This is a genomic window from Amycolatopsis sp. NPDC004378 (genome assembly GCF_053602455.1).
The window spans coordinates 368,496-392,555 of record NZ_JBSGDR010000005.1 but is presented as its reverse complement, the minus strand read 5'-3'; the positions used below and the strand labels follow the sequence as shown (position 1 = coordinate 392,555).

The 24,060-nt window shown below is 71.8% G+C and carries 21 protein-coding genes; 6 read left to right on the top strand and 15 right to left on the bottom strand.

Annotated elements, in window-relative coordinates; all coding sequences use genetic code 11:
• Positions 1 to 16: 16 nt before the first annotated feature.
• From ACWEN0_RS19450 to ACWEN0_RS19435, 4 genes are all read left to right on the top strand, one after another.
• On the top strand, positions 17 to 2,656 hold the full coding sequence (locus ACWEN0_RS19450) for a caspase, EACC1-associated type (protein WP_451974994.1): 2,640 nt from the start codon (positions 17 to 19) through the stop codon (positions 2,654 to 2,656).
• A 43-nt stretch (positions 2,657 to 2,699) separates the two neighbouring features.
• The gene (locus ACWEN0_RS19445) at positions 2,700 to 3,587 is read left to right on the top strand and encodes a S8 family peptidase (protein WP_451975205.1); all 888 of its coding nucleotides are present in this window, start codon (positions 2,700 to 2,702) and stop codon (positions 3,585 to 3,587) included.
• Positions 3,588 to 3,720: 133 nt separating this feature from the next.
• Positions 3,721 to 7,098, top strand: a complete 3,378-nt coding sequence (locus tag ACWEN0_RS19440) for a pyruvate carboxylase (protein ID WP_451974992.1) — start codon at positions 3,721 to 3,723, stop codon at positions 7,096 to 7,098.
• On the top strand, positions 7,095 to 7,889 hold the full coding sequence (locus ACWEN0_RS19435; RefSeq protein WP_451974990.1) for an arginase family protein: 795 nt from the start codon (positions 7,095 to 7,097) through the stop codon (positions 7,887 to 7,889). Before ACWEN0_RS19440 ends, ACWEN0_RS19435 begins: the two co-directional genes overlap by 4 nt.
• On the opposite strand, the gene ACWEN0_RS19430 is transcribed toward ACWEN0_RS19435, so the two are convergent.
• Entirely contained in the window at positions 7,877 to 8,239 is a 363-nt protein-coding gene (locus ACWEN0_RS19430) for a GntR family transcriptional regulator (protein ID WP_451974988.1), read from the bottom strand. The genes ACWEN0_RS19435 and ACWEN0_RS19430 overlap by 13 nt on opposite strands.
• Entirely contained in the window at positions 8,236 to 8,931 is a 696-nt protein-coding gene (locus tag ACWEN0_RS19425; RefSeq protein WP_451974986.1) for a hypothetical protein, read from the bottom strand. Before ACWEN0_RS19425 ends, ACWEN0_RS19430 begins: the two co-directional genes overlap by 4 nt.
• Before the next feature lie 284 nt (positions 8,932 to 9,215).
• On the opposite strand from ACWEN0_RS19425, the gene ACWEN0_RS19420 reads away from it, so the two are divergent.
• On the top strand, positions 9,216 to 10,493 hold the full coding sequence (locus tag ACWEN0_RS19420; RefSeq protein ID WP_451974984.1) for a PucR family transcriptional regulator: 1,278 nt from the start codon (positions 9,216 to 9,218) through the stop codon (positions 10,491 to 10,493).
• An 81-nt stretch (positions 10,494 to 10,574) separates the two neighbouring features.
• On the opposite strand, the gene ACWEN0_RS19415 is transcribed toward ACWEN0_RS19420, so the two are convergent.
• The 3 genes from ACWEN0_RS19415 to ACWEN0_RS19405 form a co-directional block, all read right to left on the bottom strand.
• On the bottom strand, positions 10,575 to 11,156 hold the full coding sequence (locus tag ACWEN0_RS19415; protein ID WP_451974982.1) for a DUF6801 domain-containing protein: 582 nt from the start codon (positions 11,154 to 11,156) through the stop codon (positions 10,575 to 10,577).
• A gap of 60 nt (positions 11,157 to 11,216) precedes the next feature.
• Positions 11,217 to 12,617, bottom strand: coding sequence for a DUF6801 domain-containing protein (locus tag ACWEN0_RS19410; RefSeq protein WP_451974980.1), 1,401 nt, complete (start codon positions 12,615 to 12,617; stop codon positions 11,217 to 11,219).
• 76 nt (positions 12,618 to 12,693) lie between these two features.
• Entirely contained in the window at positions 12,694 to 13,332 is a 639-nt protein-coding gene (locus ACWEN0_RS19405) for a DUF6801 domain-containing protein (protein ID WP_451974978.1), read from the bottom strand.
• 423 nt (positions 13,333 to 13,755) lie between these two features.
• Here ACWEN0_RS19405 and ACWEN0_RS19400 point away from each other — a divergent pair, with 423 nt between their 5' ends.
• Complete coding sequence (locus ACWEN0_RS19400) at positions 13,756 to 14,646, top strand: RCC1 domain-containing protein (protein ID WP_451974976.1); 891 nt, start codon at positions 13,756 to 13,758, stop codon at positions 14,644 to 14,646.
• 47 nt (positions 14,647 to 14,693) lie between these two features.
• Here the strand turns inward: ACWEN0_RS19400 and ACWEN0_RS19395 are convergent, their stop codons facing one another.
• Genes ACWEN0_RS19395 through ACWEN0_RS19350 form a run of 10 tightly spaced genes read right to left on the bottom strand, consistent with a single transcriptional unit; the run spans position 14,694 to position 24,059 of the window.
• On the bottom strand, positions 14,694 to 15,338 hold the full coding sequence (locus ACWEN0_RS19395) for a hypothetical protein (RefSeq protein WP_451974974.1): 645 nt from the start codon (positions 15,336 to 15,338) through the stop codon (positions 14,694 to 14,696).
• Between the two features lie 53 nt (positions 15,339 to 15,391).
• A complete protein-coding gene (locus ACWEN0_RS19390; protein WP_451974972.1) occupies positions 15,392 to 16,183 on the bottom strand; it encodes a hypothetical protein in 792 nt (263 codons plus the stop codon).
• Positions 16,180 to 16,683: a hypothetical protein gene (locus ACWEN0_RS19385; protein WP_451974970.1), complete on the bottom strand. Its 504-nt coding sequence runs from the start codon at positions 16,681 to 16,683 to the stop codon at positions 16,180 to 16,182. Before ACWEN0_RS19385 ends, ACWEN0_RS19390 begins: the two co-directional genes overlap by 4 nt.
• Positions 16,671 to 17,870, bottom strand: a complete 1,200-nt coding sequence (locus tag ACWEN0_RS19380) for an MCE family protein (RefSeq protein ID WP_451974968.1) — start codon at positions 17,868 to 17,870, stop codon at positions 16,671 to 16,673. Before ACWEN0_RS19380 ends, ACWEN0_RS19385 begins: the two co-directional genes overlap by 13 nt.
• A complete protein-coding gene (locus ACWEN0_RS19375; protein ID WP_451974966.1) occupies positions 17,870 to 18,928 on the bottom strand; it encodes an MCE family protein in 1,059 nt (352 codons plus the stop codon). Before ACWEN0_RS19375 ends, ACWEN0_RS19380 begins: the two co-directional genes overlap by 1 nt.
• Positions 18,925 to 19,959, bottom strand: a complete 1,035-nt coding sequence (locus tag ACWEN0_RS19370; protein WP_451974964.1) for an MCE family protein — start codon at positions 19,957 to 19,959, stop codon at positions 18,925 to 18,927. The genes ACWEN0_RS19375 and ACWEN0_RS19370 overlap by 4 nt, the downstream gene beginning before the upstream one ends.
• Entirely contained in the window at positions 19,956 to 20,939 is a 984-nt protein-coding gene (locus tag ACWEN0_RS19365; RefSeq protein ID WP_451974962.1) for an MCE family protein, read from the bottom strand. Before ACWEN0_RS19365 ends, ACWEN0_RS19370 begins: the two co-directional genes overlap by 4 nt.
• Positions 20,936 to 21,940, bottom strand: a complete 1,005-nt coding sequence (locus ACWEN0_RS19360; protein ID WP_451974960.1) for an MCE family protein — start codon at positions 21,938 to 21,940, stop codon at positions 20,936 to 20,938. Before ACWEN0_RS19360 ends, ACWEN0_RS19365 begins: the two co-directional genes overlap by 4 nt.
• The gene (locus ACWEN0_RS19355) at positions 21,937 to 23,211 is read right to left on the bottom strand and encodes an MCE family protein (protein ID WP_451974958.1); all 1,275 of its coding nucleotides are present in this window, start codon (positions 23,209 to 23,211) and stop codon (positions 21,937 to 21,939) included. The genes ACWEN0_RS19360 and ACWEN0_RS19355 overlap by 4 nt, the downstream gene beginning before the upstream one ends.
• Positions 23,208 to 24,059: an MlaE family ABC transporter permease gene (locus tag ACWEN0_RS19350; protein WP_451974956.1), complete on the bottom strand. Its 852-nt coding sequence runs from the start codon at positions 24,057 to 24,059 to the stop codon at positions 23,208 to 23,210. Before ACWEN0_RS19350 ends, ACWEN0_RS19355 begins: the two co-directional genes overlap by 4 nt.
• Position 24,060 lies beyond the last annotated feature (1 nt).

Below are 24,060 nucleotides of genomic sequence, written 5' to 3'. Positions count from 1 at the left end.
GCGTTTTCTACCCGGTATGGCCGGGCGGAGGCGGGCGCTGATCGTTGCCAACGGCGAGTACGACAACGCGGGGTTGCAGCAGCTGGGCTCACCCGCGGCGGACGCGGACGCCCTGGCCGGGGTGCTCGCCGACCGCACGATCAGCGACTTCGAGGTGCGCGTCGTCCGCAACGAAGCGTCGCACGTCGTGCAGGGCGAAATCGAAGACCTGTGCGCCGAGGGCCGCCCGGACGACGTCCTGCTGCTGCACTTTTCCTGCCACGGCCTGAAGGACGACGCGGGCGGGCTGTACTTCGCGGCCCGCAACACCCGCCCGGACCGCCTGCGGTCCACGGCGGTGCCCGCGGACTTCGTGCAGCAGTGCATCCGCCAAAGCCGTTCGCGCAGCATCGTCCTGCTGCTGGACTGTTGTTACGGCGGCGCGTTCGGCCAGGGCGTGGCGGTGCGTGCGTCGGGCGACGCGAACGTGCTGGACAGCTTCCGCGGCGGCCGCGGCCGCGCGGTCATCACGGCGTCGAACTCGATCGAGTACGCCTTCGAGGGAGCAGCGCTGGCTTCGGACGGCCCGGCGCGGCCGTCGGTGTTCACGTCGGCGCTGGTGGAGGGCCTGCGCACGGGCGAGGCGGACCGCGACGAAGACGGCTGGATTGCGCTGGGGGAGTTGTACGAGTACCTGTTCGACCGCGTCCGCGAACGCAACCCGAAGCAGACGCCGAGCCGCGACATCGAGATGCAGGGCGAGCTGTACCTGGCGAAGAGCCGGCGCCGCCGCATCAAGCCGTCCCCGATCCCACCCGATCTGGCGGCGGCGATCGGCGCGGAGAACCCGTTCACCCGGCTGGGCGCGGTGGCGGAACTGCGCCGTCGCCTCTCCAGCGGCAACCTCCCGGTGGCGATGGGCGCGTTCGAGGCACTTCGCTCGATGGCGGCGACGGACATCGAGCACGTCGCGGCGGCGGCTTCCGAGGCGATGGGTTTCGCGGTGGTGCGGGTGGAACCGTCGGTGGTGCGGTTGTCGGCGGCGGCGGGCTCGGTGGCTTCGGCGGCTTTGCGGGCGGTGGGGCCGCCGGTGGCCCGGGAGGTGCGGTTCGAGGCCTCGCACGCGTGGATCGAGGTGGCGGAGACGGCTTCGGGAGCCTCGCTGTCGGTCGCGGCGGGGCCGGCAGGGGTGCGGCGGGGGAAGGTGGTGGTCACCGGGCCGACCGGTGACGTGGTGGTGGAGGTGGAGATCGAGGCCGAGCCGGAGCCGGTCATCGCACCGGAGCCGGATGGGGAGTCGGCAGGCGAGTCCGAATCGGACCGGGAGCCGGTGGCCGAGCAAGGGCAGTCAGCCGAGTCGGAGCCGATGGCTGGGTCGGCGCGGGCGGGCGAGGCAGTAGCTGGGGTGGAGCGGGCGGGCGAAGCTGCGGCTGGGGTGGAGCGGGCGGGCGAGGCTGCGGCTGGGGTGGAGCGGGGAGGCGAGGCTGCGGCTGGACCGGAGCGGGCGGGCGAGGCTGCGTCTGGGCCGGAGCGGGCGGGCGAGGCTGCGGCTGCGGCGGAGCGGGGAGGCGAGGCTGCGGCTGGGCCGGAGCTGGCAGGCGAGGCCGCGGCTGGGCCGGAGCTGGCAGGCGAGTTGATCCCCGAACCCAGGCCGGAGCAGGCGACCGCGCCGGAGGCGGTGACTGAACCGGCTCCGGCGGCCGAGCTGGTCCCGGAGCCCAGGCCGAAGCCGCCCGAGTCCGGGGCGTCCGGTCCGGTCGTGAAGTCGCCCGGGCCGGTCGCCGGGCACCGTGAGCCCGCGGCCGTCGCACCTGAGCCGGCCGAGGATTCCCCGGCCGCCTCGGAAGCCGCCGAAAAACCGGCGACCGGTGCCCGCGAAACCGCAGCGGATCCCGTTGCCGGGACCGCCGCCATCCTGGCCATCGGGGGTGCGGTCTTCGCCGTCAGCGGCATGGGCCTGAACTACCGCTACGACGAGTACAACCTGGCCTCCTACCGCCCCGGCATGCCCGTCTACGTCGGGGTCGTCGCGGCCTGTGCGCTCCTCGCCGGCATCCTCACGCTCGTTCCCCGCACCCGGAGACGCGTCGGGCCCGCGCTCGTGCTCGGTACCGGCTTCGCCGCGTCGTTCGGCTTCCTGCGGTTCCTCGGCGAATTCGTCACCCTGTCCCAGCACAGCTCGACCAACCTGAACGCCGGGTTCGCCTTCGAACTGATCGCCCACACCGGGCTGGTCGTCGCCGGCGGGTGTGCGCTGGCCGCCCTGCGCCGGAGTTCCGCCGCGTCGTTCGGCAAGCCGCGACGCTGGGAAGCCTGGACGGCGATCGTGCTCGGAGCCGGGATCGCGGCCGGGTGGATCACCCAGCTCTCCGAACTCGCCGTCTACGACGACAGCGATGCCGGACGGGCGGCCGCCTACTACGTCCTCGGTGCGCTGCTCGCCCTCGCGCTGCCCGTTTTCGCCGCCGCACTGCGTCCGCGGCGGGCCGCCGTCGCCGTGCTGGCCGCGGGGACGCTCGGCCTGGCCGGCGTGCTCGGGCCGACCTTCGCGCCGCTGTTCTACGACTCCTCGCTGACCGTCGCGGGGCAGGTGATCGCGACGGTCGGTCTCGTGCTGCTCGGGGCGCTCGTCGTCGTCTGGGGAATCCGGAATCAGCCGAACGGGCGACAGCCCTGAGTTGTCGCCGCCGGGCCCCCGGGGTACCACGACGATCATGAAGATGCTTCTCGCGGCCGTGGCCACCGTGCTCGCCGGGCAGACGGCGGCGGGCGGGGTCCAGGTCGATCCGCCCAGCTGGGGGCTCGACCGGATCGACCAGCGGACCGGGCAGGACCACGCCTACCACTACGCGAACGACGCCTCGGGCGTCTCGATTTACGTCATCGACAGCGGCGTCGACGCGAAGCACCCCGACTTCCAGGGCCGGGTCGCGCCCGGCCGGGACTTCCTCGCCGGCGGCTCGGACACCGCCGACACCAACGGCCACGGCACCCGCCTCGCCGGGATCGCCGCGGGCAAGGACTACGGCGTCGCGAAGGGGGCGCAGATCGTGCCCGTGCGCGTGCTCGACAAGGACGGCGGCGGCGCCACCGACCAGATCATCGCCGGGCTCGACTGGGTCGCGCAGAACGCCCAGCAGCCGGCGGTCGCCGTGCTGGGCATCGGCGGCGTCCCCAACGACCAGCTCGACGCGGCCGTGAAGCGCCTGGCCGCGGTGGTCCCGATCGCCGTCCCGGCCGGGAGCGAGACGGCCGACGCGAGCGGGTTCTCCCCGGGCCGGGTCCCCGAGGCGCTGACCGTCGGGGCGACCGACGCCCAGGACCACCCGGACAAGGCGTCGAACTTCGGCCAGGACGTCGACCTGTACGCACCGGGTGTCGACGTCCCGAGCCCGATCGCGGGCGGCACCGGCGCGGGCCCGGAATCCGGCACCTCGGTGGCGGCGGCGTTCGCGGCGGGAGTGGCGGCGATCTACCGCGCCCAGCACCCGGAAGCGACGCCCGACCAGGTGGACCAAGCGCTTGTTCAGGCGGCGACGCCGAACGTGCTGCAGGGTGTCCCGGAGGGCACGGCCAACCGGCTGCTTTACGCCCCGCCTGGATCCTGAGAAGCTGCCCAGACGCGCTCCCGGCCAACCCTTCGCGGCGCATGATGTCCATCACCCGGGACTGAACTCCCGCAGAGCGGGAAGAACCGGGTAACGTGCGTTGACTTACCGATCCAAATGGGAAGGACCGGGCATGTTCCGCAAGGTGCTGGTGGCCAACCGCGGGGAGATCGCGATCCGAGCGTTCCGCGCCGGCTACGAACTGGGCGCGGGGACGGTCGCCGTGTTCCCGCACGAAGACCGCAACTCGCTGCACCGGCTGAAGGCCGACGAGGCGTACGAGATCGGCGAACCCGGTCACCCCGTGCGCGCGTACCTCTCGGTCGACGAGATCGTCGCCGCCGCGAAGAAGGCGAAGGCCGACGCCGTCTACCCCGGGTACGGCTTCCTCTCCGAGAACCCCGACCTCGCGCGCGCCTGCGAGGAAGCGGGGATCACCTTCGTCGGGCCCAGCGCCGAGATCCTCGAACTCACCGGCAACAAGGCCCGCGCGGTCAAGGCCGCGCGCGAGGCCGGCGTGCCGGTGCTCGGGTCGTCGGAGCCCTCCAGCGACGTCGACCAGTTGGTCGCCGCGGCCGAGGAGCTGGGCTTCCCGGTGTTCGTGAAGGCCGTCGCCGGCGGTGGCGGGCGCGGCATGCGCCGGGTCGAGGACCCCGCCCAGCTGCGCGAGTCCATCGAGGCCGCCGCGCGCGAAGCCGAGTCCGCCTTCGGCGACCCGACCGTCTTCCTGGAGAAGGCCGTCGTCGAGCCGCGGCACATCGAGGTGCAGATCCTCGCCGACGGCGCGGGCAACATCATCCACCTCTACGAGCGCGACTGCTCGGTGCAGCGGCGCCACCAGAAGGTCGTCGAGCTGGCCCCGGCGCCGAACCTCGACCCCGAGCTGCGCGACCGGATCTGCGCGGACGCCGTCAAGTTCGCGAAGCAGATCGGCTACCGCAACGCCGGCACCGTCGAGTTCCTGCTCGACAAGCAGGGCAACCACGTCTTCATCGAGATGAACCCGCGCATCCAGGTCGAGCACACGGTCACCGAAGAGGTCACCGACGTCGACCTCGTGCAGTCGCAGCTGCGGATCGCCTCCGGCGAGACCCTCGACGACCTCGGCCTGAGCCAGGACAAGATCTACCTGCGCGGCGCCGCCCTGCAGTGCCGCATCACCACCGAAGATCCGGCCAACGGCTTCCGCCCGGACACCGGGATGATCTCCGCCTACCGCTCGCCGGGCGGCTCGGGCATCCGGCTCGACGGCGGCACCGCCTTCTCCGGCACCGAGATCAGCGCCCACTTCGACTCGCTGCTGGTGAAGCTCACCTGCCGCGGCCGCGACTTCAAGACGGCCGTCGGCCGCGCGCGCCGCGCCGTGGCCGAGTTCCGGATCCGCGGCGTCGCCACGAACATCCCGTTCCTGCAGGCGGTTCTGGACGACCCGGACTTCCGCGCCGGGCGCGTCACGACGTCGTTCATCGAGGAGCGCCCGCAGCTGCTCACCGCGCGGCAGTCCGCCGACCGCGGCACGCGCCTGCTGACCTACCTCGCCGACCAGACGGTCAACAAGCCGCACGGCGAGCGCCCGAAGACCCCGGACGCCACGCTGAAGCTGCCGAAGCTCGCGAAGGACGCGCAGCCGGCGCCGGGCTCGAAGCAGAAGCTCGTCGAGCTGGGCCCGGCCGGGTTCGCCGAGTGGCTGCGGAAGTCGCCGCACATCGGCGTCACCGACACGACGTTCCGCGACGCGCACCAGTCGCTGCTCGCCACGCGCGTCCGCACGAAGGACCTCCTCGCGGTGGCGCCGGTCGTCGCGAACACGCTGCCCGAGCTGCTGTCGCTGGAGTGCTGGGGCGGCGCGACCTACGACGTCGCGCTGCGGTTCCTCGCCGAGGACCCGTGGGAGCGGCTGGCGGCGCTGCGCGAGGCCGTGCCGAACATCTGCCTGCAGATGCTCCTGCGCGGGCGCAACACCGTCGGGTACACGCCATACCCGACGGAGGTGACCACCGCCTTCGTCGAAGAGGCGACGAAGACCGGCATCGACATCTTCCGGATCTTCGACGCGCTCAACGACGTCGAGCAGATGCGCCCGGCCATCGAAGCCGTGCGCGAGACCGGCTCCGCGGTCGCCGAGGTGGCGCTCTGCTACACCTCGGACCTGTCCGACCCGGGCGAGAAGCTCTACACGCTCGACTACTACCTCAAGCTGGCCGAGCAGATCGTCGGCGCCGGGGCGCACGTCCTGGCGATCAAGGACATGGCCGGGCTGCTGCGCGCGCCCGCGGCGACCAAGCTGGTCACCGCGCTGCGCAAGGAGTTCGACCTGCCGGTGCACATCCACACCCACGACACCGCGGGCGGCCAGCTGGCCACCTACCTCGCGGCGATCAACGCGGGCGCGGACGCCGTCGACGGCGCGGTGTCGTCGATGGCGGGCACGACCTCGCAGCCGTCGCTGTCGTCGATCGTGGCGGCCACCGACCACTCCGCCCGGACCACCGGGCTGGACCTGCGGGCGATCGGGGACCTGGAGCCGTACTGGGAGAGCGTGCGCAAGATCTACGCGCCGTTCGAGGCCGGGCTGGCCTCGCCCACCGGGCGCGTCTACGACCACGAGATCCCGGGCGGGCAGCTGTCGAACCTGCGCACGCAGGCCATCGCGCTGGGGCTGGGCGACCGGTTCGAGGACATCGAGGCGATGTACGCGGCCGCGGACAAGATCCTCGGGCACCTGGTGAAGGTGACGCCGTCGTCGAAGGTCGTCGGCGACCTCGCGCTGCACCTGGTCGGCGCGGGCGTCGCGCCGGCCGACTTCGAGGCGGAGCCGAACAAGTTCGACATCCCGGATTCGGTGATCGGCTTCCTGCGCGGCGAGCTGGGCGACCCGCCCGGTGGCTGGCCGGAGCCGTTCCGCACCAAGGCCCTCGAAGGCCGTGCGGCGGCGAAGCCGGTCGTCGAACTGTCCGAAGAGGACCGGACGGCCCTGGCGGACGAACCGCGCCGGACGCTCAACCGGCTGCTGTTCCCCGGCCCGACGAAGGAGTTCGAGGCGCACCGCGAGGCCTACGGCGACACGTCGGTGCTGCCCAGCAAGGACTACTTCTACGGGCTGCGGCCGGGGGAGGAGTACCAGGTCGACCTCGAGCCGGGCGTGCGGCTGCTCATCGAGCTGGAGGCGATCGGCGAGGCCGACGAACGCGGCGTCCGCACGGTGATGTCTACGCTCAACGGCCAGCTGCGCCCGATCCAGATCCGCGACCGCTCGATCGCCTCGGACATCCCGGCGACCGAGAAGGCGGAGAAGGGCAACCCGAAGCAGGTCGCGGCGCCGTTCGCGGGGGTCGTCACGCTGCAGGTTTCCGAGGGTGACACGGTCGAGGCCGGCGCCACCGTCGCGACCATCGAGGCGATGAAGATGGAGGCGTCGATCACGGCGTCCGCCGGCGGCAAGGTGGGCCGGCTGGCGATCAACTCCGTCCAGCAGGTCGAGGGCGGCGACCTCCTGCTCGTCCTGGAATGACGCTGGTCAACGCGGTCCCGCAGCGCCAAGGCGCCGTGGGACCGCGGGCGGCGGAGCTGCCGGACGGCTGCCTGGCGCTCGCGGAGCTGGCCGGGCACGTGCTCGGCCGGCCCGTGCACCACGTCCGGCAGACGCGCGAAGTGTCCGAAGTGGACAAAGGCGTCGCGTCGCGGGCCGTGCTGACCGGGCCGAACCGCGCGGCGCAGCTGGCCGCACTCGAGGCGCCGGGCGGCCCGGTGCTCACGATCGGCGGCGACTGCGGTGTCGAGCTGGTCCCGATCGGCGTGGCCCGGTTCCGGTACGGGCCCGGCCTGGGTGTCGTGTGGTTCGACGCGCACGCGGACCTCAACACGGCGGAGTCGTCGCCCTCGGGCGCGTTCCACGGGATGGTGCTGCGGTCCCTGCTCGGCGAGGGCGATCCGGACTTCGCGGCTTCGCCCGCTCTCGAACCGGGCCGGGTGGCCCTCCAGGGCACGCGCGCGTTCGACCCGGAGGAACACGCGGCGGTTTCGCGGGGGCTCGCGGTCACGTCGGTCGATGCCCTGGCGGGCGTGGAAAAGCTGTACGTGCACGTGGATCTCGACGTCCTCGACCCGGCGGAGTTCGCGGGCCTCAACTACCCGGAGCCGGACGGCTGGACCATCCCGCAGCTCGTGAGGGCGCTCGACGCCCTGGCCACGTACGACGTCGTCGGCGCGGGAATCACGGAGTGCGTGGGCACCTACGCCGAGGTCGCCGTGCTGGAGCCGGTGCTGGCGGCCGTGGGACGGCTGCTCGCTCACGATTCGTAGGCCGCGCGGACCGCATCCAAGGCTGTGGCGAGGTCGGCGCCGAGGTCCCGGGCCTGCGTGGCGTACGCGGTCGCGGAGGTGTGGAGCACTGTGGCGGGGTCCGGCCGGGTCGGCGGGATCGTCACGACCGTGCCGCGGGCCCGGGCCGTCGCCACCCAGCCCGCGGCCTCCAGTTCGCGGTACGCGCGGGCCACCGTTCCGGACGCCAGTCCCAGGTCCCGGGCCAGCTGGCGGATCGGCGGCAGCCGCGCCCCCTCGGGCAGCGCGCCCGTCGTCACCGCGCGGATCACCTGGTCGTGCACCTGCCGCCAGGGCGCGAGCCCGTTCTCCGTGTCGACGACGATCTTCACGCGGCCGCCGGCTGCCGTTTCACCGGCGCGGTGACGGCGAGGAACGCGGCCAGCCCGACCACCACGACCACCAACGAGACGAAGTCGCCGCCCGGCCAGCCGAGGGCGGCGCACGCCCCGATGCCCAGCCCGACCGCCACCCGCGCGCTGCGGCAGCGCAAAGCCACGTCGGCCCGCGGCGCCCCGGCCGGCGGGCGGCGCACGGCGAGCAGGGTGATCGCCGAGCAGAGCACGACGGTGCCCACGGCCACGGCCAGGAGCTGCCACTGTGCGGTCAGCGCGAGGTGCACGACCGACCCGGCCGCGGCGAGCACGCCGAGCACCAGCGCCCAGGCCGGGACGATGCCCAGCAGCGTCCGCGGGGCGAGCTCGGCCTCGCGGCGCGGGCCCCGCGCGGGCCGCTGGGCGAACAGTTCGGCGATCAGGCCGCCGAGCAGCAGCGTGGCGAAGATCGTGCCGGCACCGGTGTCGCCGAGGACCGGCGGGAGGACCAGGAACAGCCACGGGTACCAGATCCGGCGCCGCTTGAGGTACCGGACGGCCAGTGCCACCTCGGCGGCGTCCGGGTCCGGGACGCCCCAGCGTTCGAGCAGGCGTTTACCGTGCTTCTCACCCGGCCAGAGCACGATCAGGACCGCCAGGCCGATCAGCCCGGTGAAGAGCGCCACCGCCAGCACGTTGTCCCACGGCATGCGGACCTCCCTCGCTTGTATCAATCACATGATACAAGCGGCCTGGGTGGGCCGCGACCCGCTCGTCCGTTCGTACGCACGATCCGGAGCAGTCGGCGGGGTACTTGTCAGCCTCCTGCAGACGTGGTCCGTGAAATTGTCACAAGGATGACAAGAAATCGGTTTCTCTTCGAAGGGGTGACACATTCGGGACTATTTTTTCGATGTGTCCGGTGTCACCCCGCACCAGGCGGGGTGCCCGGCCGTGCGTGCCGGGAGTCCCGGGGCGGAGCGAAGGAGCTGCGATGTCGGTGGAGCGCGGATTCGATCACGCTGCGCCCCCGGCCGCACTACCCCGCAAGCTCGCCGACATCCTGCGTCCCGAGCTGGCCAGCCTCGCCGCCGAGATCGTCGACGAGATCCGCGCGACCATCCCGGCCTACGCGCGCCCGCTCGACGGCCCCTACGGCAAGTCCATCCGGGCCGGCGTCGAGTACGCGATCACGTTGTTCGTCGCGCAGATCGCCGACCCGACGGTGTCCAAGGAGCAGTCCCACGAGGTGCACCACCGCCTGGGGCAGAACGAAATGCGCGAAGGCCGCAGCCTCGACACGCTGCAGTCGGCCTACCGCGTCGGTGCGCGCGTGTCGTGGCGGCGGATCATGCGCGTCGGCCGGAGAAGCGGGCTCTCGTCGGCGGTGATGTCCCAGCTGGCCGACGCGATGCTGGCGTTCATGGACGAACTCGCGTCCGTCGCGCTCGACGGCTACCTGGAGGCGAAGGCACGCACGGCGGGCGCGCTCGACACGTGGCGCCGCAAGCTGCTGCACCTGATCCTCGAGGCGCCACCCGCGTCGCCCAAGGCGATCGCCGAGCTGGCCCAGCTGATCGGCTGGCCGGTGCCGACCGACGCGACGCCGGTGGCGGTCAGCCCGGCCGACGGCGTCGCCCCGGCCCGCCGCCACGCCGGCCTGGACGCGGACGTCCTCGCCGAGCTCGACACCCCCGACCCGAAGCTGGTGGTCCCGGGCGAGCTCAGCGGCGCCCGGCTGGCGACGCTGCAGGTGGCCCTGCCGGACTGCCGGCTCTCGATCGGCCCGTGCGTCCCGCTCGCGTCGGTGGCGGATTCCCTGCGGTGGGCCCGCAACGCTCTTCACCTGGCCGAGCGCGGGGTGCTGGTGCCGCGCCCGGTGCTGCGCGCGGAGGAGCACCTGGCGACGCTGCTGGTCAACTCCGACACGGGCCTGGTCGGCACGCTGCGCCACCGGCTGTTCGCGCCGCTGGCGGACATGACGGGCAAGCAGCAGGAGCGGCTGCTGGAGACGCTGCGGGCCTGGCTCGACAGCCAGGGCAACGTGGTGGAGATCGCGGAACGCCTGGGCGTGCACCCCCAGACGGTCCGCTACCGCATGCGCCAGCTGCAGGCGACGTTCGGCGAGAGCCTGCGCGACCCGGCGGCCCGGTTCGAGATGGAACTGGCGCTGCGCGCGGGGGCGGCGCCGCTGCCGCTGCGGTTTCCGGTGAGCGAGATCCTGCCCTCGCCGCGGTCGGGCGCCACGCGTCCACAGTGGACGTCCAACTAGGGCCCGATCCGCGGTCGAACGCCGGGCAGAATCAGGCGCGCCAGTTCGGCGTAGCCGGGGTGTTTCGCTCGGCCGGGCGGCTTACCCGATCGGAAGCGCCGGACCGAAGGGCGTGACCTGGCCGTCCGGCTGGGTGCAGGTGAGGTCCACGCCGGTCGGGGCGGTGCTGCCCGGGAGCCGGTGCAGGGACAGCTGCAGGGCGAGCGCCTTCGTGCGGCGGAACGTGATCTCCCCGGACGGTCCCGCGGTGAACGGCTGCCGCCCGCCGCGGAACGTGATCGTCGCCGGCCCGGTGCCCCACGTCGCCGGCTGGACCAGGCCGAGGGTGCCGGTCCCGGTGGCGGTGGCGTTCGCGGGCGTGACGATCATGGCGCTCGCCCCGGCGGCGGTGCCGTCGTAACCGGCGGCCGTCAGGGCGGCGAGCGCGCCGTCGGACAGCGTGACGGTCCCCGAGAGGTTCGTGAGGGTGAACACCACGCCGGGCGCGGCCGTGTCCGGGCCGGTGAACTCCTCCGTCACGGTCACCGGCTGCACGGACTGGCCCGGGAACACGCACGTGTAGCCGGCCGAGCCGGACTGGAACAGCGTGCTCGCGCGGGCGGGCCCGGCCACTCCGGTGACGGCGATCGCGATGGCGAGCGCCGCGGTCAGGCGGGAGCGCATGTGATCCTCTACAGTGGACAGTCAGGCCGCCGGCAACGGTCGGGGCGAGGGAGCTTCCGCTCAGTTCGAGTGCTTGACCGTCTTCTTCGCCGCCGCCTCCGGCGGGGGTCCGTCGGACCCCGGCGGGCACTGGGTGTGGTCCGGCTCGGTGCAGACGATCAGGTTGTAGGTGTCGACGAACGCCTGGTTGCCCGGTCCGGAGCTCATTCCGGACAGCAGCGGGCTCAGCTCCTGGCCGCCGGCGCGGCAGCCGGTGAACTTCGGGAGCTCGAAACCGGTGTCCTTGTCCGTCCGGATGTGGCCGACGCCGAACGCCTCGTACGGGCCGTTCAGCGTGAGCTTCACCGCGTCCTCCGTCACGCAGTCCGGCCCCAGGTCCAGCGGGACGCCGTTGACCTTCGCGTTGCTGAGCCGGGCCATCACCTGGAGCGTCGTGTTCAGGAACGTGGCCCCGGTGTCCGGATCCGTCGTGATCTTGCCGGCGATCTCGATGACCTTGCTGTTCCGGTAGTCGACGGGCAGGAACTCGACGGTCGCCGTCACCGGCACGAAACCGAAGCCCAGGAACGTCGCGGTCGACGGGGCGAACGTGGTCGACCCGGTGACCCGGGAGTCGTTGGTGACCAGGTTGAGGATGAACAGCCCGTTGAACAGGAACGCCGGGTCGGCCTTGACGGTCGCGCCGAGCTTCTTGACCGTCGACGTCGTCAAGATCGTGACGAGGCTCAGCGGGACCGCGAACTCGTCGTCGGTCGGGGGATCGCCCGGGCCGGGCTCGTCGGCGGCCGCGGCCTGCTGCTGCTTCGCCTTCTGAGCCGGGGTCGCCTTCGGCAGCACCAGCACCTTGCCCAGCGTGGTCTGCTGCCCGGGGTCCACCGCGCACGCGACCGGCTTCGCGGCCGGATCGGCGGGCGCCGGGACGGCGGCGAGCACGAGGGAAGGCGCGGTGACGTCGAAGGTGACGGCGCCGACGGTGTTCAGCGCGATGTCGGGCACGGTGCCGGTGGCCGTCAGGGTGAGGTCCCCGGTCTCCGGCAGCGCGGTGGCCGGCACGGTGAGGGCGACCGGGACCTTGTCCGCGCGGTCGTCCTGGTGCACGTCGAGGTCGAACCGCAGCTCGCCCGCCAGGGAACCGGTGGTGGCGCCGGCCGGGAAGTACGACAGCGCGACGTCGCGCGGGAGCGTGACCTTCGTGGCCAGTGCGCCGAGGTTCAGCGAGGCCCCCGTCTTCGCCTGGGCGGGCAGGGTGACCGACGTTTCGGTGGTGAGCGCACGGGCGCCGAGCGGGTCGGTGAACGGGCAGGTCACCGAAACCGCCGCCGTCGCCTTGGTGTCCGGCGGGACCGCGGGCGCGGGGGCGGCCGAACCGACCCCGGTCAGCGCGCCGTTCACCGCGGAGAGCAGGCCGACGGCCGCCAGCGCGGAAACGGCGAGGGTGCGGGGCCGGGCTCGACGTGGCATCAGGTTCCCTGGGTGCGTGCGGAAAGGACGGGAGTCCCGGTGCGGGCCAGGGGACGGGCCCGCACCGGGAACCCGGTCAGGAGACGGTGATGCTCGGGCTGAACGCCGTGTTCTGCGCCGGGCTGGTCACCTTCAGGGTGCAGTTCATCGTCCAGGGCGACCAGGCGCCGGTGGACTTCTTGTGGAACTCCAGGTTCGCCGACAGCCCGCTCGTCAGCGACAGGGTGGCGCTGCCCGCGGTGGCCGGGGCGGTCCAGTTCGGGATGCTGGACGTCGCGACCTGCGAGATGACCACCGTGATCGGCCCGCCGGTCGGGTAGATCACCTCCGGGATGTCCAGCCCGGAGGCCGACGGCTGCGACAGCGTGCCCGCCGACGCCGTCACCGGCACCGTCGCGTTGCCGCGGATGCCGTCGTAGCCGACCGCGGTCAGCAGCGAGTGGACCGTCGCGCTGATCGTGGCGGTGCCGCCGACGTTGGCGGGGGTGACGGTGCTGCCCGCCGCGACCGTGTCGGGTGCGTCCAGGTGCGCGGTGATCGCGACCGGCTGCGGCGAGATACCGGGGAAGGTGCAGTTGTAGGTGAGCCCCGCCGTGCCCCCGGCGGTGTAGGTGACGGTGGCGGCGGCCGCGGTGCCCGCGGTCAGCACCGCGATGGCGCCGATCGCGGTCGCGGTGGTGGCGATACCGGCGGACAGCCTGCTGAGTCGGGACATGCCTGTCATCTCCTTTGATTCAGTTCAGTCTCGGCTTTGGCTGATCGATTTCCCGCCGCCGTGAGCCCCCATCGCGTTCACCGTCCCCATTGCCCCGGGCGGCGGGTCGCGATTCATCGGCAGGCGAGGTGGAGGTCCATCTGCCGGAATTGAGGCTACTCGCCAGTTCAGTAAGGGACAAGACTTCGTGACTGCGCGGGGGATACGTCGTTCGGCGGTATCGGTTTCTTGTCCACGACAGCGTAGGCTCGCGCGCGGATTTGGCGGATTTTGACAAAGAACGGCCGCCGTGGCGAAGTGCCGAGTGTGCCGGTCTACCATTTGTGATCTTGCCGGAGCAATCCCGGATAACGAAACCGGAGAAATGAGGCTACCGTGCCGGGTACTTCCCGTTGTGGACGGGTGTCGACCAGAGGTGCCGCAGTGGCCGTGACGGTGGTGCTGGCCGCCTCGGCGTTCGCCGCGCCGGCGTCCGCGGCCACCGTCGGCGGCGTGATCGCCTGGGGGAAACCGGATTACGACGTGACGATCCCGCCGGCGTCCGCGCTGGACGGCGTCACCGCCGTGTCGGCGGGCAGCACGACCGCGCTGGCGCTCAAGGGCGGCGCGGTCCTCGCGTGGGGCGCGAACAACTGGGGCGCCAACGAAATCCCCGCCGCGGCGACGTCCGGGGTCAGCCAGATCGCGTCGGGCTGGGGCCACGAGCTGGCCCTCAAGAACGGCCAGGTCCTGGCCTGGGGGAACAACTGGTACGGCCAGACCACGCTGCCCGCGTCGGTGTCCAGCGGGGTCATCGCGATCTCGACGTCCAACATGCACAGCCTGGCGCTCAAGCAGAACGGGCAGGTGGTGAGCTGGGGGACGCGGACCGACGTGCCGGCGGCCGCCCAGTCCGGCGTCACCGCGATTTCGGCCGGGGGCGACCACAACCTGGCGCTCAAGAACGGCGGCGTGCTGGCCTGGGGGAGCAACACCTACGGCCAGGCGACCGTGCCGGCCGGGCTTTCTTCGGGTGTCACGGCGGTTTCCGCCGGGTTCAACCACAGCCTGGCGCTGAAGAACGGCCAGGTCTACGCCTGGGGCCGTGACAACTTCCACCAGACCGAGGTGCCGCCGGAGGCGCTGTCCGACGTCGCGGGCATCGACGCCGGGTTCAACCACAACGTGGCCTTCAAGACGGACGGCTCGGTGGTGGTCTGGGGCTCGAACTTCGTCGGCGAGTCCGCTTTCCCTTGGTGCGGGCCGGTGTTCGCCGTTTCGGCCGGGGACAACGACAGCTTCGCGCTGAAGGAAAACCCGGCCGCGCCCTGCTGACGCCGTCGGGTGGCGGGCTTCGCGGCCCGCCACCCGACGGCCCGGCGTCAGGAAGCGTCGCTGGCCAGGTCGAGCGAAATGGTGTTGCCCGGCCCCGAAACCAGGGCGCCGAGGGCGATGTCGGCGATGAAGCAGTTGGTGAACTCGGGGATGGTGTAGGTGCCGGTCACGGTGATGGCCGGCGCGGTGATGTCGATGTCCTGCGCGGACAGCGTCAGGTCGAGCGGGGTCTTCGTCTTGCAGCTGCCCGGCACGGTCGGCAGCGGGATGACCGGGACGATCGGGCCGGCCCAGATGTCGTAGATCTCCATGCTGGCCTGGGCGTGCGTGGTCAGGTTGCCGTCGGCGATGGTGCCGGTGGCCGGCCCGAGCGGGGTCACCTTGACCTTCGCCTTGATGCGGAAGATGCCGGACAGCAGCGAGATGTCGGCCTGCGACGGCGGCAGCGCCAGGTCGGCGCTGAGCCCGACCGACCCGGTCTGGTCGTCGATCAGCAGGTTGCCCTTGAGCGAGCCGGGGCCGAGCTTCATGGCGCTGCCGGTCTTCTTCACCGTGGTGCTGCCGGTGACCTTGTAGGACACGGGGATCGGGATGACGTCGGCCGACGCCGGCGTCACCGCGACCCCGGTCAGCGTGAGTGCCGCCGCCGACGTGAGCACGGCCAGTCTCCTCAGCTGCGTTGCCACGGACATGGTTGTCCTCCTTGTGCGTTGCCCGTCCGTTCCCGGGTGTTCCCGGAAACGGTTCAGCGCGGTTCGAGTTCGGTGACGACCCAGCCGTCACCCGTGTGTTCCGCGGTCACGGAAAGCTGCGCCGCGGCGCTGTCGGTCGCATTGTTGTCAGCCCGGACGGCCGATTGATCGAGAAAGACGAGTAACCGCGCGTGACCATTCCGGAGTTCTTGGACGGCAATCGCCGAAACGCGCGAAGTGAGCACGAGTTTCTGCTCGGGCGCTTTTTCCCGGACTTGCGCGAAGAGCTGGTCGTAAGAGGTCTTGGCATCCCCGCGCAACACCGCCGCGGCGGCCTTTTCGGTGACGTCGGTCTTGTCGTAGGAATAGGAGAAGATCCGGTTCATCGCGAGGCTGACCGCGGAGGTGACGTCGGCGGTGGCCCCGACGTCGGTGAGGGCCAGGTTCCCGGCGGCGGGGTTGCTCGAGGCGGAGCGCGCTTCGAGGGTGAACCAGACGCCGGCGCCGGTGAGCAGGAGTGCGGCGGCGAGCAGGAGGGCGGGAAGGCGCAGCCAGCCGGGGCGGGTTTTGGCGGGAGCTTGCCCGGCTGGCTCGGCAGAGGCTTCTGCCTCGGCTGGCCCGGGCTCAGTGCCGGACTCGCCGACTTCGGTCTCGGCGATCTCGAGCCGCCCGGCGCCGGCCGGGTCGGCCTCGGCGGGGCTGCTCGAGCTTGCGGCGGTGACCCGGTCGGTCTCGCCGTCGGCGGACTCGGCCTGTCCTGAGCCGCCGCGAGCACTCGTGGCTGGGCTGGCCGCAGCTGCGACCTCGGCCACCGACTCTTCCGAGATCGCCCGGGTGCGGCTCATCGGGCACCCACCGGCAGCTGGTCGAGCGCACTCAACTTCCACCCCTCGGCCGTTCGCGACAACGCCGCCGCGAAACGGTTGCGCTTAACCGCCGGTGCTGCCCCTTGGCGGGCCATCGTGATCTCCACCGACGCCAGCATCTTCGCCGTCCCCGCGTGCTCGTCCAGCTCGCTCAACGCCGCGTCCAGGACCCGGCCCGTCGCCACCGTCGCGTTCGCCGTCAGCGTCTTCTTCGTCGTGTCGTCCGTGCGGGCCAGCTGGTCGTGCAACGGGCCCGTCGAGGCCGCCAGCCAGCGCCCCAGCCCGCCGTTCACGTCGTGGTAGTCCAGCGTGTTCAGCTCCGCCACCAGCGTCCGGCCGCTCGTCAACGCCTCGTCGCGCGCGACGCCGTACGTCAGCGCCGAGTCGTGTGAAGCCGCGTACCACGCGTAGCCCGACCAGCCCGCGAAGACCGTGGCGGCCGCGAAGACCGCTACAGCGCCGTACTTCACCGCAGCCACAGCATCTCCTCGAGGCTCGTCGACGTCGTCAGCCCGTCGAGTCCGGTCAGGCCGCCCGGCAGCGCCGGTGCCGGGACCGGCGGGTGCGGTGCGTTCTGCGCGCCGCGCACCGAACTCGGGTTGCCGTACGGCAGGGTGCAGGCCGCGTCCGTGTTGAACGGCAACGGCGAAAGGTCGTCGCTCGACCGGTGCGGCGTGCTTTCGTAGCCCCGCACGCACGGCTGGGGGTTGTCGAAGTTGAGCACCAGTTCCATCCGCAGGGCGTCGCCCTGGGGGTTCAGCGCCGAGCCGACGCCCGCGACCGCACGCGGCACGTTCGCCAGCAGCGTCTCCTCCGCCGCCGTGCGGGTGCCGAACACCCGCGCCGTCGTCAGCAGGTTGGCCAGCAGGATCGGCAGGCCCGGGTCGTTCTCCTTCAGCAGCGTCGAAAGCTCGGTCGCCGCCGGCGGGGCGGTCGCGATCAGCCGCCGCAGGTCGCCGTCCGAACGCGCGAGCTGCTGGGCGAAGACGCGGGCGTTGCCGCTGAACGAACGCCACTCCGACGACGAGCCGACCTGGGTCCGCAGCACCGTCGCGCCGTCACCGATGAGCTTCGACGTCTGGGGCAGGTGCGCGCTCGCCTGCTGGGTGAACGCGGTCGCCGAGTCCATCAGCGTCTGCAGGTCGGGGCCGGCGCCGCGCAGGGCGTCGTCGAGTTCGTCCACCACCGTCCGCAGGTCCTGCGTCGGCACCGACGCGGTGAACGAGTCCAGGTCGGTCAGCAGGCTGTTCACCGGCAGCGGCAACGTCGTCGACTCGCGCTGGATGACCGAGCCCGCCTCGAGGTAGGGCGCGTCGGCCGTGCGCGGCTGCAGGTCGACGTACTGCTCGCCGACCGCCGACCGGTTCGCCACCACCGCCGCGGAGTTCGCCGGGATGGGCGGGGCGCCGTCGTCGATCAGCAGGTCGGCCTCGGTGCCCGTGGTGGTCAGCCGCAGCTCGCCGACGCGCCCGACCGCGACGCCGCGGTAGGTCACCTCGCCGTTGGTGAACAGCCCGCCGCCTTCGGCGAGCTCGAGCTTCACCGTGTAGCTGCCCGAGCCGAACAGCCGGCCGAGCCCGGCGTAGTTGGCTCCGACGAACGCCGTCGTGGCCAGGGCGATCACGACGAACGCGACCACCTGGACCCGCACCCTGCGCGTCAGCATCACTGGCCTCCCGAACCGAGCGGGAGCGTCGGCAGGCCGGGCGGGACGCCTTCGCCGGGCGGCGGCAGCGGCACGCCGGCCGCCGGGATCATCGACGTGTACACGTTGACGTAGTCGCCCTTGATCGCCGGCAGCACCGAGTCGGGGAAGGGGAACGTCGGCAGCATCTGCAGCGACTTCGGCAGCTTGTCCTCCGCGTCGGCCAGCCGGCCGAGGATGGGCGCGAGCGCGCGCAGGTCCGCCACCATGTCGTCGCGGCTGCGGTTCACGACGTCCGTGGCCACCGACGAAAGCCGGTCGAGCGACTGCAGCATCGAGACGAGCTGGGTGCGCTGCTCGCTCAGGCTCTGCAACCCCGGCGTGAGGTCGGTCAGCGCGCCCGACACCTGCTCGTGCCGGTCCGCGAGCGTCGCGGACAGCCGGTTGAGCCCGTCGAGCGCCTCGGTGATGTCCGAGCGGTGGCTGTCCAGGTCCGTCATCAGCGTGGTGACACCGGAGAGGAACGAGCGGATCTGCTCTTCGTTGCCGTCCATCACCTTGGACAACTCGCGGTTGATCGTCTGCAGCTGCCCGATCCCGCCGCCGTTGAGCAGCAGGGAAAGGGCGCCGAAGATCTCCTCGAACTCGGGGTTGCGGTTGGTGCGCGACACCGGGATCGTCGCGTCGTTCGCGAGCCGCGGGCCGGCGTTCGCGGCTTCGCCGTCCGGGGCGGCCAGCTCGACGAACTTCTCGCCGAGCAGGCTCGACTGGCGCAGCCGCGCGACGGCGTCGGCGGGCAGCCGGACGTCGCCGTTGACGTCCAGCACGGCTTCGGCGGTCCAGCCGTCGGCGCCGAGCCGGATCTCCCGCACCCGCCCGACCGGGACGTCGCCGACCTTCACCGCGGCCTGCGGCACCAGGTCGAGGACGTCGGCGAACTGCGCGGTCACCGCGTACGGGTGGTCGCCGAGGTCGGCGCCGCCGGGCAGCGGCAGGTCGTAGACGCCCTTGAACTCGCCCGAAGAGCAGCCCGCGAGCAGGAGGCAGCCGACGCCCACGGCCGCGAGGATCCGCTTCACCGCCCACCCCCGTTGGTGTAGACGTCGCCGCTGAGCGGCAGGGGCGTCGGCGGGTAGTACTCGAGGACGTTGCCGCGGCCGCGCAGCGCGCCGGTGTCCGGGTCGATCGCGTTGAGCACGTTCGTCACCGCCAGCGGCGCCCCGTCCAGGGTCTCGGCCAGCGACTGGCGCTGCTCGACGAGCGTCCGCGTCGTCACGACCAGGTTGTCCACATTGGACTTCAGGGCGGTGCGGTTGTCCCGGATGAACGCCTGGACGTCGCCGAGCGCCTGGCCGAGGCTGTTCAGCGCGTGGCTCAGCTCGCCGCTGTTGGCCGCCAGGGTCCCCGAGATCTGCGACAGCTGCTGGTTGACGCCGCTGACCTGCTGGTCGTTGGTGGCGAGCATGGTCGTGAACCGCTGCAGCTCGTCGACGGTGCCGAACAGGTCGGACGAGTTGCCCGCCAGCGTCCGGGCGAGCTGCGCGAAGTTGCGGACGCTGTCGTTGAACGCCTGCCCGTTGCCCCGCAGGTTCCGCGCGCCGGTCTTGAGCAGGTCCGACAGGGCGCCCTGGGAGTTCGCGCCGTTCGGGCCGAGGGCCTTCGACAGCGTGTCGAGGCTGGCGTAGAGCTGGTCGAGCTCGACCGGGGTCGCGGTGCGGGCCACCGGGATCGACGCGCCGTCGGGCAGCCGGGGCCCGCCGCGGGCCGGCTTGGCGAACTGGACGTAGCGGTCGGCGACGACGCTCGGCGCGATCACCAGCACCGTGGTGTCCTCGGCGATCCCGACCGAGCCGTCGACCGTCATGTCGACCTGCACCTGGTCGCCGCGCGGGGTGACGGCGTCGACCTGGCCGATCCGGACGCCGAGCACGCGGACGTCGGAGCCGGCGTAGACGCCGACCGCGCGCGTGAAGAACGCCGTGACGTGGTGCTGCCCGGTGCCGGAGAACACCCACCACAGCGCGGCCGTGACGGCGAGCGCGAGCAGGAGCGCGGCGGCGATGAACCGGCTGGTCAGGACCCCGGCGCGGGTGGTGGTCAGCGCGCTCACTTCGTACCTCCCGGCGCGGTGCACGGGCTGTGGTTCTCGGGCAGCAGCCCGCAGAGGTAGGCGTCGATCCAGCGGCCGTTTCCGGTGGTGTTGGTGATGACGCGGAAGTACGGCCCGGCCAGCTGCAGGCCCTTGGTGAGGTTGTCGTTCTGCCGCCTCAGCAGGTCGGTGACCTGGTCGAGCGCGGTCAGCGCCTTCTTGAGCTGGTCGTTGTTGTCGGCGACGAGCCCGCGCAGCTGGTCGGCCAGCCGCGCCGAGCCGGTCAGCAGGTCGTGGATCGCGTCGCGGCGGTTGTTCAGCTCGGTGAGCAGCAGGTTGCCGTCGTCGATGAGCTTCTCGAAGTCGTCGTTCGAGTTCGCCAGGGTCGTGGTCAGCTTCCGCGCGTTGGCCAGGAGTTCGGCGATCTCGCCGTCGCGGCTGGAGACGGTCTTGGACAGCTGGGACAGGCCGTCGAGCGCGCTGCGGACGTGTTCGGGGGAGTTGCGGAAGGTGTCCGACAGCGTGGTGAAGCTGTCCGCGAGCTGTTTCGTGTCGATCGCGCCGACCGTGTCCGCGAGGCCGTTGAAGGCGTCGGTGACGTCGTAGGGCGTGACGGTCCGGGTGCGGGGGATCGGCCGGTTCGGGTCCTGCACGCCGTCGCCGGTGGGGTTCAGCGCGAGGAACTTGCGGCCCAGCAACGTCTTGATCTTGATGTCGGCCGTCGTGCGGTCGCCGATCCAGGCGTTCTTGACCCGGAAGGCCACCAGGACGTGGTCGTCGTCGAGCGTGACGTCGCGGACCTCGCCGACCTTGATGCCGGCGATCCGCACCTCGTCGTCCGGCTGCAGGCCCGCGGCTTCGGAGAACTCCGCCCGGTAGGTGGTGCCGCCGCCGACGACCGGCAGGTTGTCGTAGTTGAACGTGACGGTGAGCAGCGCGGCGAGCGCGACGCTGCCGACCACGCCGAGGGTGATCGGGTTGCGTTCCTTGAAGGACTTCACGAGCCGCACCTCGCCGCCGGGACGTACACCCCGCGCTGGGGCGTGGTTTCGAGCGTGGCGCGGCAGAGGAAGAAGTTCATCCACGTCCCGTAGGAGGAGACCCGGCCGATCTCGGTGAACTTCACCGGCAGGTCGGTCAGGAAGCTGTCCACATCGGACTGGTTCTGGCCCAGCGTGCTCGCCACCTCCTGCAGCCCGGCGATGCTCTCCTTGAGCGGCGGGCGCGCCTGCTCGAACAGGCCGGCCGTGGACTGCGTCAGGTCGCCGATCCCGCTGATGGCGTCGCCGATCGCGGCGCGGTCGCCGGCCAGTCCGGACACCAGCTGCCGCAGCGTGGACACCAGGTTCGCCAGCGCGTCGCCCTTGCCGTTGACGGTCTTGAGGACCGAGTTGAGGTTCCCGATCACCTCGCCGATCACCTTGTCGCGCGAGGCGAGCGTGGTGGTCAGGGAACCGGTGTGGGCCAGCAGGCTCTCGACGGTGCCGCCTTCGCCCTGCAGCACCTGGACGATCTCGCCGGACAGCTCGTTGACGTCGGTCGGCGAGAGCGCCTGGAACAGCGGCTTGAAGCCGTTGAACAGGTCGGTGAGGTCCAGGGCCGGCGTCGTGCGGTCGAGCGGGATCTCGCCGCCCTCGGGCAGCAGGTCCCGGGTGCCGGTCGTGCCGCGCTCGAGGGCGACGTAGCGCTGCCCGACCATGTTGCGGTACTTGATGACCGCCTTGACGTCGGCGGGCAGCCGGCGGCCCCGGTCGAGGGAGAACCCGACGAGCGCCCGGTTGTGGTCGCTGATCTCGAGCGAGGAGACCTGGCCGACGCGCACGCCGGAGATGCGCACGTCGTCGCCGACGTTGAGCGAGGTGGCGTCGAGGAACTTGGCCGAGTAGGTCATGCCCGCGCCGACGCCGGAGTTCGTGATGGAGACGGCCAGCAGAGCCGTGGCGACGGCCGTCACGGCGATGAAGACCAAGCTCTTGATGAGCGGCGAAGCGACGTTCCTCACTTGAGCTTCACCTCCGTGCCGCGGTAGAGCGGGCCGACGAGCACGCTGCTCCACGCCGGGACCCGCGCGGCCGGCACGCCGATCGACGGCGCGACCAACGTGGACAGCAGCTGCTGCTCCTGCGGCGAGTTCGCGACGCCGAGGTCGCCCTCGCCGCCGGGCAGCAGCGGGTGCCCGGCGGTGCCGGGGCCCGCCGCGGCGGTGCCGACGGTCGGGGCGACGCCCGAGGGGTAGCAGCGCGGCTCGCCGCCGCCGGTGTAGCGCGGGTCGTCCCTGCCGGGCAGGTACTTGCCGCTGTCGGCGGTCACCGTGACTTCGGCGTGCAGGCCCGGCTCGTTCCGGGTGGTGCCGAGGACCTTGTCCATCGAGTCCTTCAAGGCGCTCAGCGAGCCGATGGTGCAGGCGAAGCTGGGGGAGTACTTCGCGGCGATCTCCAGCGGCGCGCGGCTGTCGGCGGCCAGCGAGATCAGGTTGTCGCGGTTGTTCTGCAGGAACGTCGTGACCTCCTGGGACGACGACGTCACCTGCTGGTAGACCCCGGCGAGGTCGGCCTGCTTCTCCTTGACCGTGTTGAGCGTGACGGCCGACGAGCTGAGCGCGTCGAGCAGGTCGGGGGCGATGTCGCCGTAGAGGTTCGAAACCGTGGCCAGGTCGTGGATGTCCCGGGTGAGCGTCGGCAGGTCCGGGGTGAAGTCCTTCAGGTAACCCGCGGCCGTGTCGAGGGTCCGGCCGAGCTGCTCGCCGCGCCCTTGCAACGCCGTCGAGACCGCGGTCAGCGTGGTCGCGAGCTTCTGCGGCTGGACGGCCTTGAGCAGCGGCAGCAGGTTGTCGAAGACGCGTTCCAGCTCGATCGCGTTGGCCGAGCGGTCCTGCTCGATGACGTCACCCGGTTTCAGGTGCGGAGCCCGGGCGGTGTCCGGAATGGACAGCTGGACGTACCGCTCGCCGAACAGCGTCTTCGGCACGAGCAACGCGGAGACGTTGCGCGGCAGCATGTCCACCTTGCCCGGCTCCAGCGCAAGCGCTATCTCGGCGCCCTGCGGCGTCGCCCGGACCTCGCGGATCTCGCCGACGAGGACGCCGCGGGCCTTGACCTGGCCGCCCGGGGAGAGCTGGTTGCCGATGCGGTCCGCCTTGAGCGTCACCGGGACGACGGTGACGAAGTCCTTGTCGTACACCTTGATCGAGAGCGTCACGAGCACGCCCATCACCACCAGGAACAGCACGCCCGCGGTGCGGATCCCGGCCTTGCGGCGGGTCTCCCGTCTCATCCGGCCACCTGCACGGTGGTCGTCGCGCCCCAGATGGCCAGGGACAGGAAGAAGTCGAGCACGCTGATCGCGACGATCGCGGTGCGCACCGCACGGCCGACCGCCACGCCGACGCCCGCCGGGCCGCCGCTCGCGCGGAAGCCGTAGTAGCAGTGGGCCAGCACCACGACCACGCTGAACACCAGGACCTTCCCGAACGACCACAGCACGTCGCCGGGCGGCAGGAACAGCAGGAAGTAGTGGTCGTAGGTGCCCGCGGACTGGCCGAAGAACCACACGGTGATCTGCCGGGAGGCGAGGTAGCTCGACAGCAGCCCGATCGCGTAGAGCGGGATGACCGCGACGAAGCCGGCGATCACCCGCGTCGTCACCAGGTACGGGACGCTCGGGATGCCCATGACCTCGAGCGCGTCGATCTCCTCGGAGATCCGCATCGCGCCGAGCTGCGCGGTGAAGCCGCAGCCGACGGTCGCGCTCAACGCGAGCCCGCTCACCAGCGGCGCGATCTCGCGGGTGTTGAAGTAGGCGGAGACGAACCCGGCGAACGCCGACGTCCCGACCTGGTTGAGCGCGGAGTAGCCCTGCAGGCCGACGACCGTGCCGGTGGCGACGGTCATCCCGATCATCACGCCGATCGTGCCGCCGATGACGGCGAGCGCGCCGCTGCCGAAGCTGACTTCGGCCAGCAGGCGGACGATCTCGCGCAGGTAGCGGCGGAGCGCGCGGGGCACCCAGGCGATCGCGCGGAGGAAGAAGAGGATCTGGTCGCCGAGGGTGTCGAGGAAGCCGAAGCTCCGGTCGACGGTTTCGCGGACCCGCGCGGATCTCGGGACGTCGGTGGTCACCATG

Bases quoted from the DNA above. Each gene is read 5' to 3' on its own strand.
- ACWEN0_RS19450 (WP_451974994.1), top strand. From the start codon at position 17: ATGGCCGGGCGGAGGCGGGCGCTGATCGTTGCCAACGGCGAGTACGAC.
- ACWEN0_RS19445 (WP_451975205.1), top strand. From the start codon at position 2,700: ATGCTTCTCGCGGCCGTGGCCACCGTGCTCGCCGGGCAGACGGCGGCG.
- ACWEN0_RS19440 (WP_451974992.1), top strand. From the start codon at position 3,721: ATGTTCCGCAAGGTGCTGGTGGCCAACCGCGGGGAGATCGCGATCCGA.
- ACWEN0_RS19435 (WP_451974990.1), top strand. From the start codon at position 7,095: ATGACGCTGGTCAACGCGGTCCCGCAGCGCCAAGGCGCCGTGGGACCG.
- ACWEN0_RS19425 (WP_451974986.1), bottom strand. From the start codon at position 8,931: ATGCCGTGGGACAACGTGCTGGCGGTGGCGCTCTTCACCGGGCTGATC.
- ACWEN0_RS19420 (WP_451974984.1), top strand. From the start codon at position 9,216: ATGTCGGTGGAGCGCGGATTCGATCACGCTGCGCCCCCGGCCGCACTA.
- ACWEN0_RS19415 (WP_451974982.1), bottom strand. From the start codon at position 11,156: ATGCGCTCCCGCCTGACCGCGGCGCTCGCCATCGCGATCGCCGTCACC.
- ACWEN0_RS19410 (WP_451974980.1), bottom strand. From the start codon at position 12,617: ATGCCACGTCGAGCCCGGCCCCGCACCCTCGCCGTTTCCGCGCTGGCG.
- ACWEN0_RS19405 (WP_451974978.1), bottom strand. From the start codon at position 13,332: ATGTCCCGACTCAGCAGGCTGTCCGCCGGTATCGCCACCACCGCGACC.
- ACWEN0_RS19395 (WP_451974974.1), bottom strand. From the start codon at position 15,338: ATGTCCGTGGCAACGCAGCTGAGGAGACTGGCCGTGCTCACGTCGGCG.
- ACWEN0_RS19390 (WP_451974972.1), bottom strand. From the start codon at position 16,183: ATGAGCCGCACCCGGGCGATCTCGGAAGAGTCGGTGGCCGAGGTCGCA.
- ACWEN0_RS19380 (WP_451974968.1), bottom strand. From the start codon at position 17,870: ATGCTGACGCGCAGGGTGCGGGTCCAGGTGGTCGCGTTCGTCGTGATC.
- ACWEN0_RS19355 (WP_451974958.1), bottom strand. From the start codon at position 23,211: ATGAGACGGGAGACCCGCCGCAAGGCCGGGATCCGCACCGCGGGCGTG.
- ACWEN0_RS19350 (WP_451974956.1), bottom strand. From the start codon at position 24,059: ATGGTGACCACCGACGTCCCGAGATCCGCGCGGGTCCGCGAAACCGTC.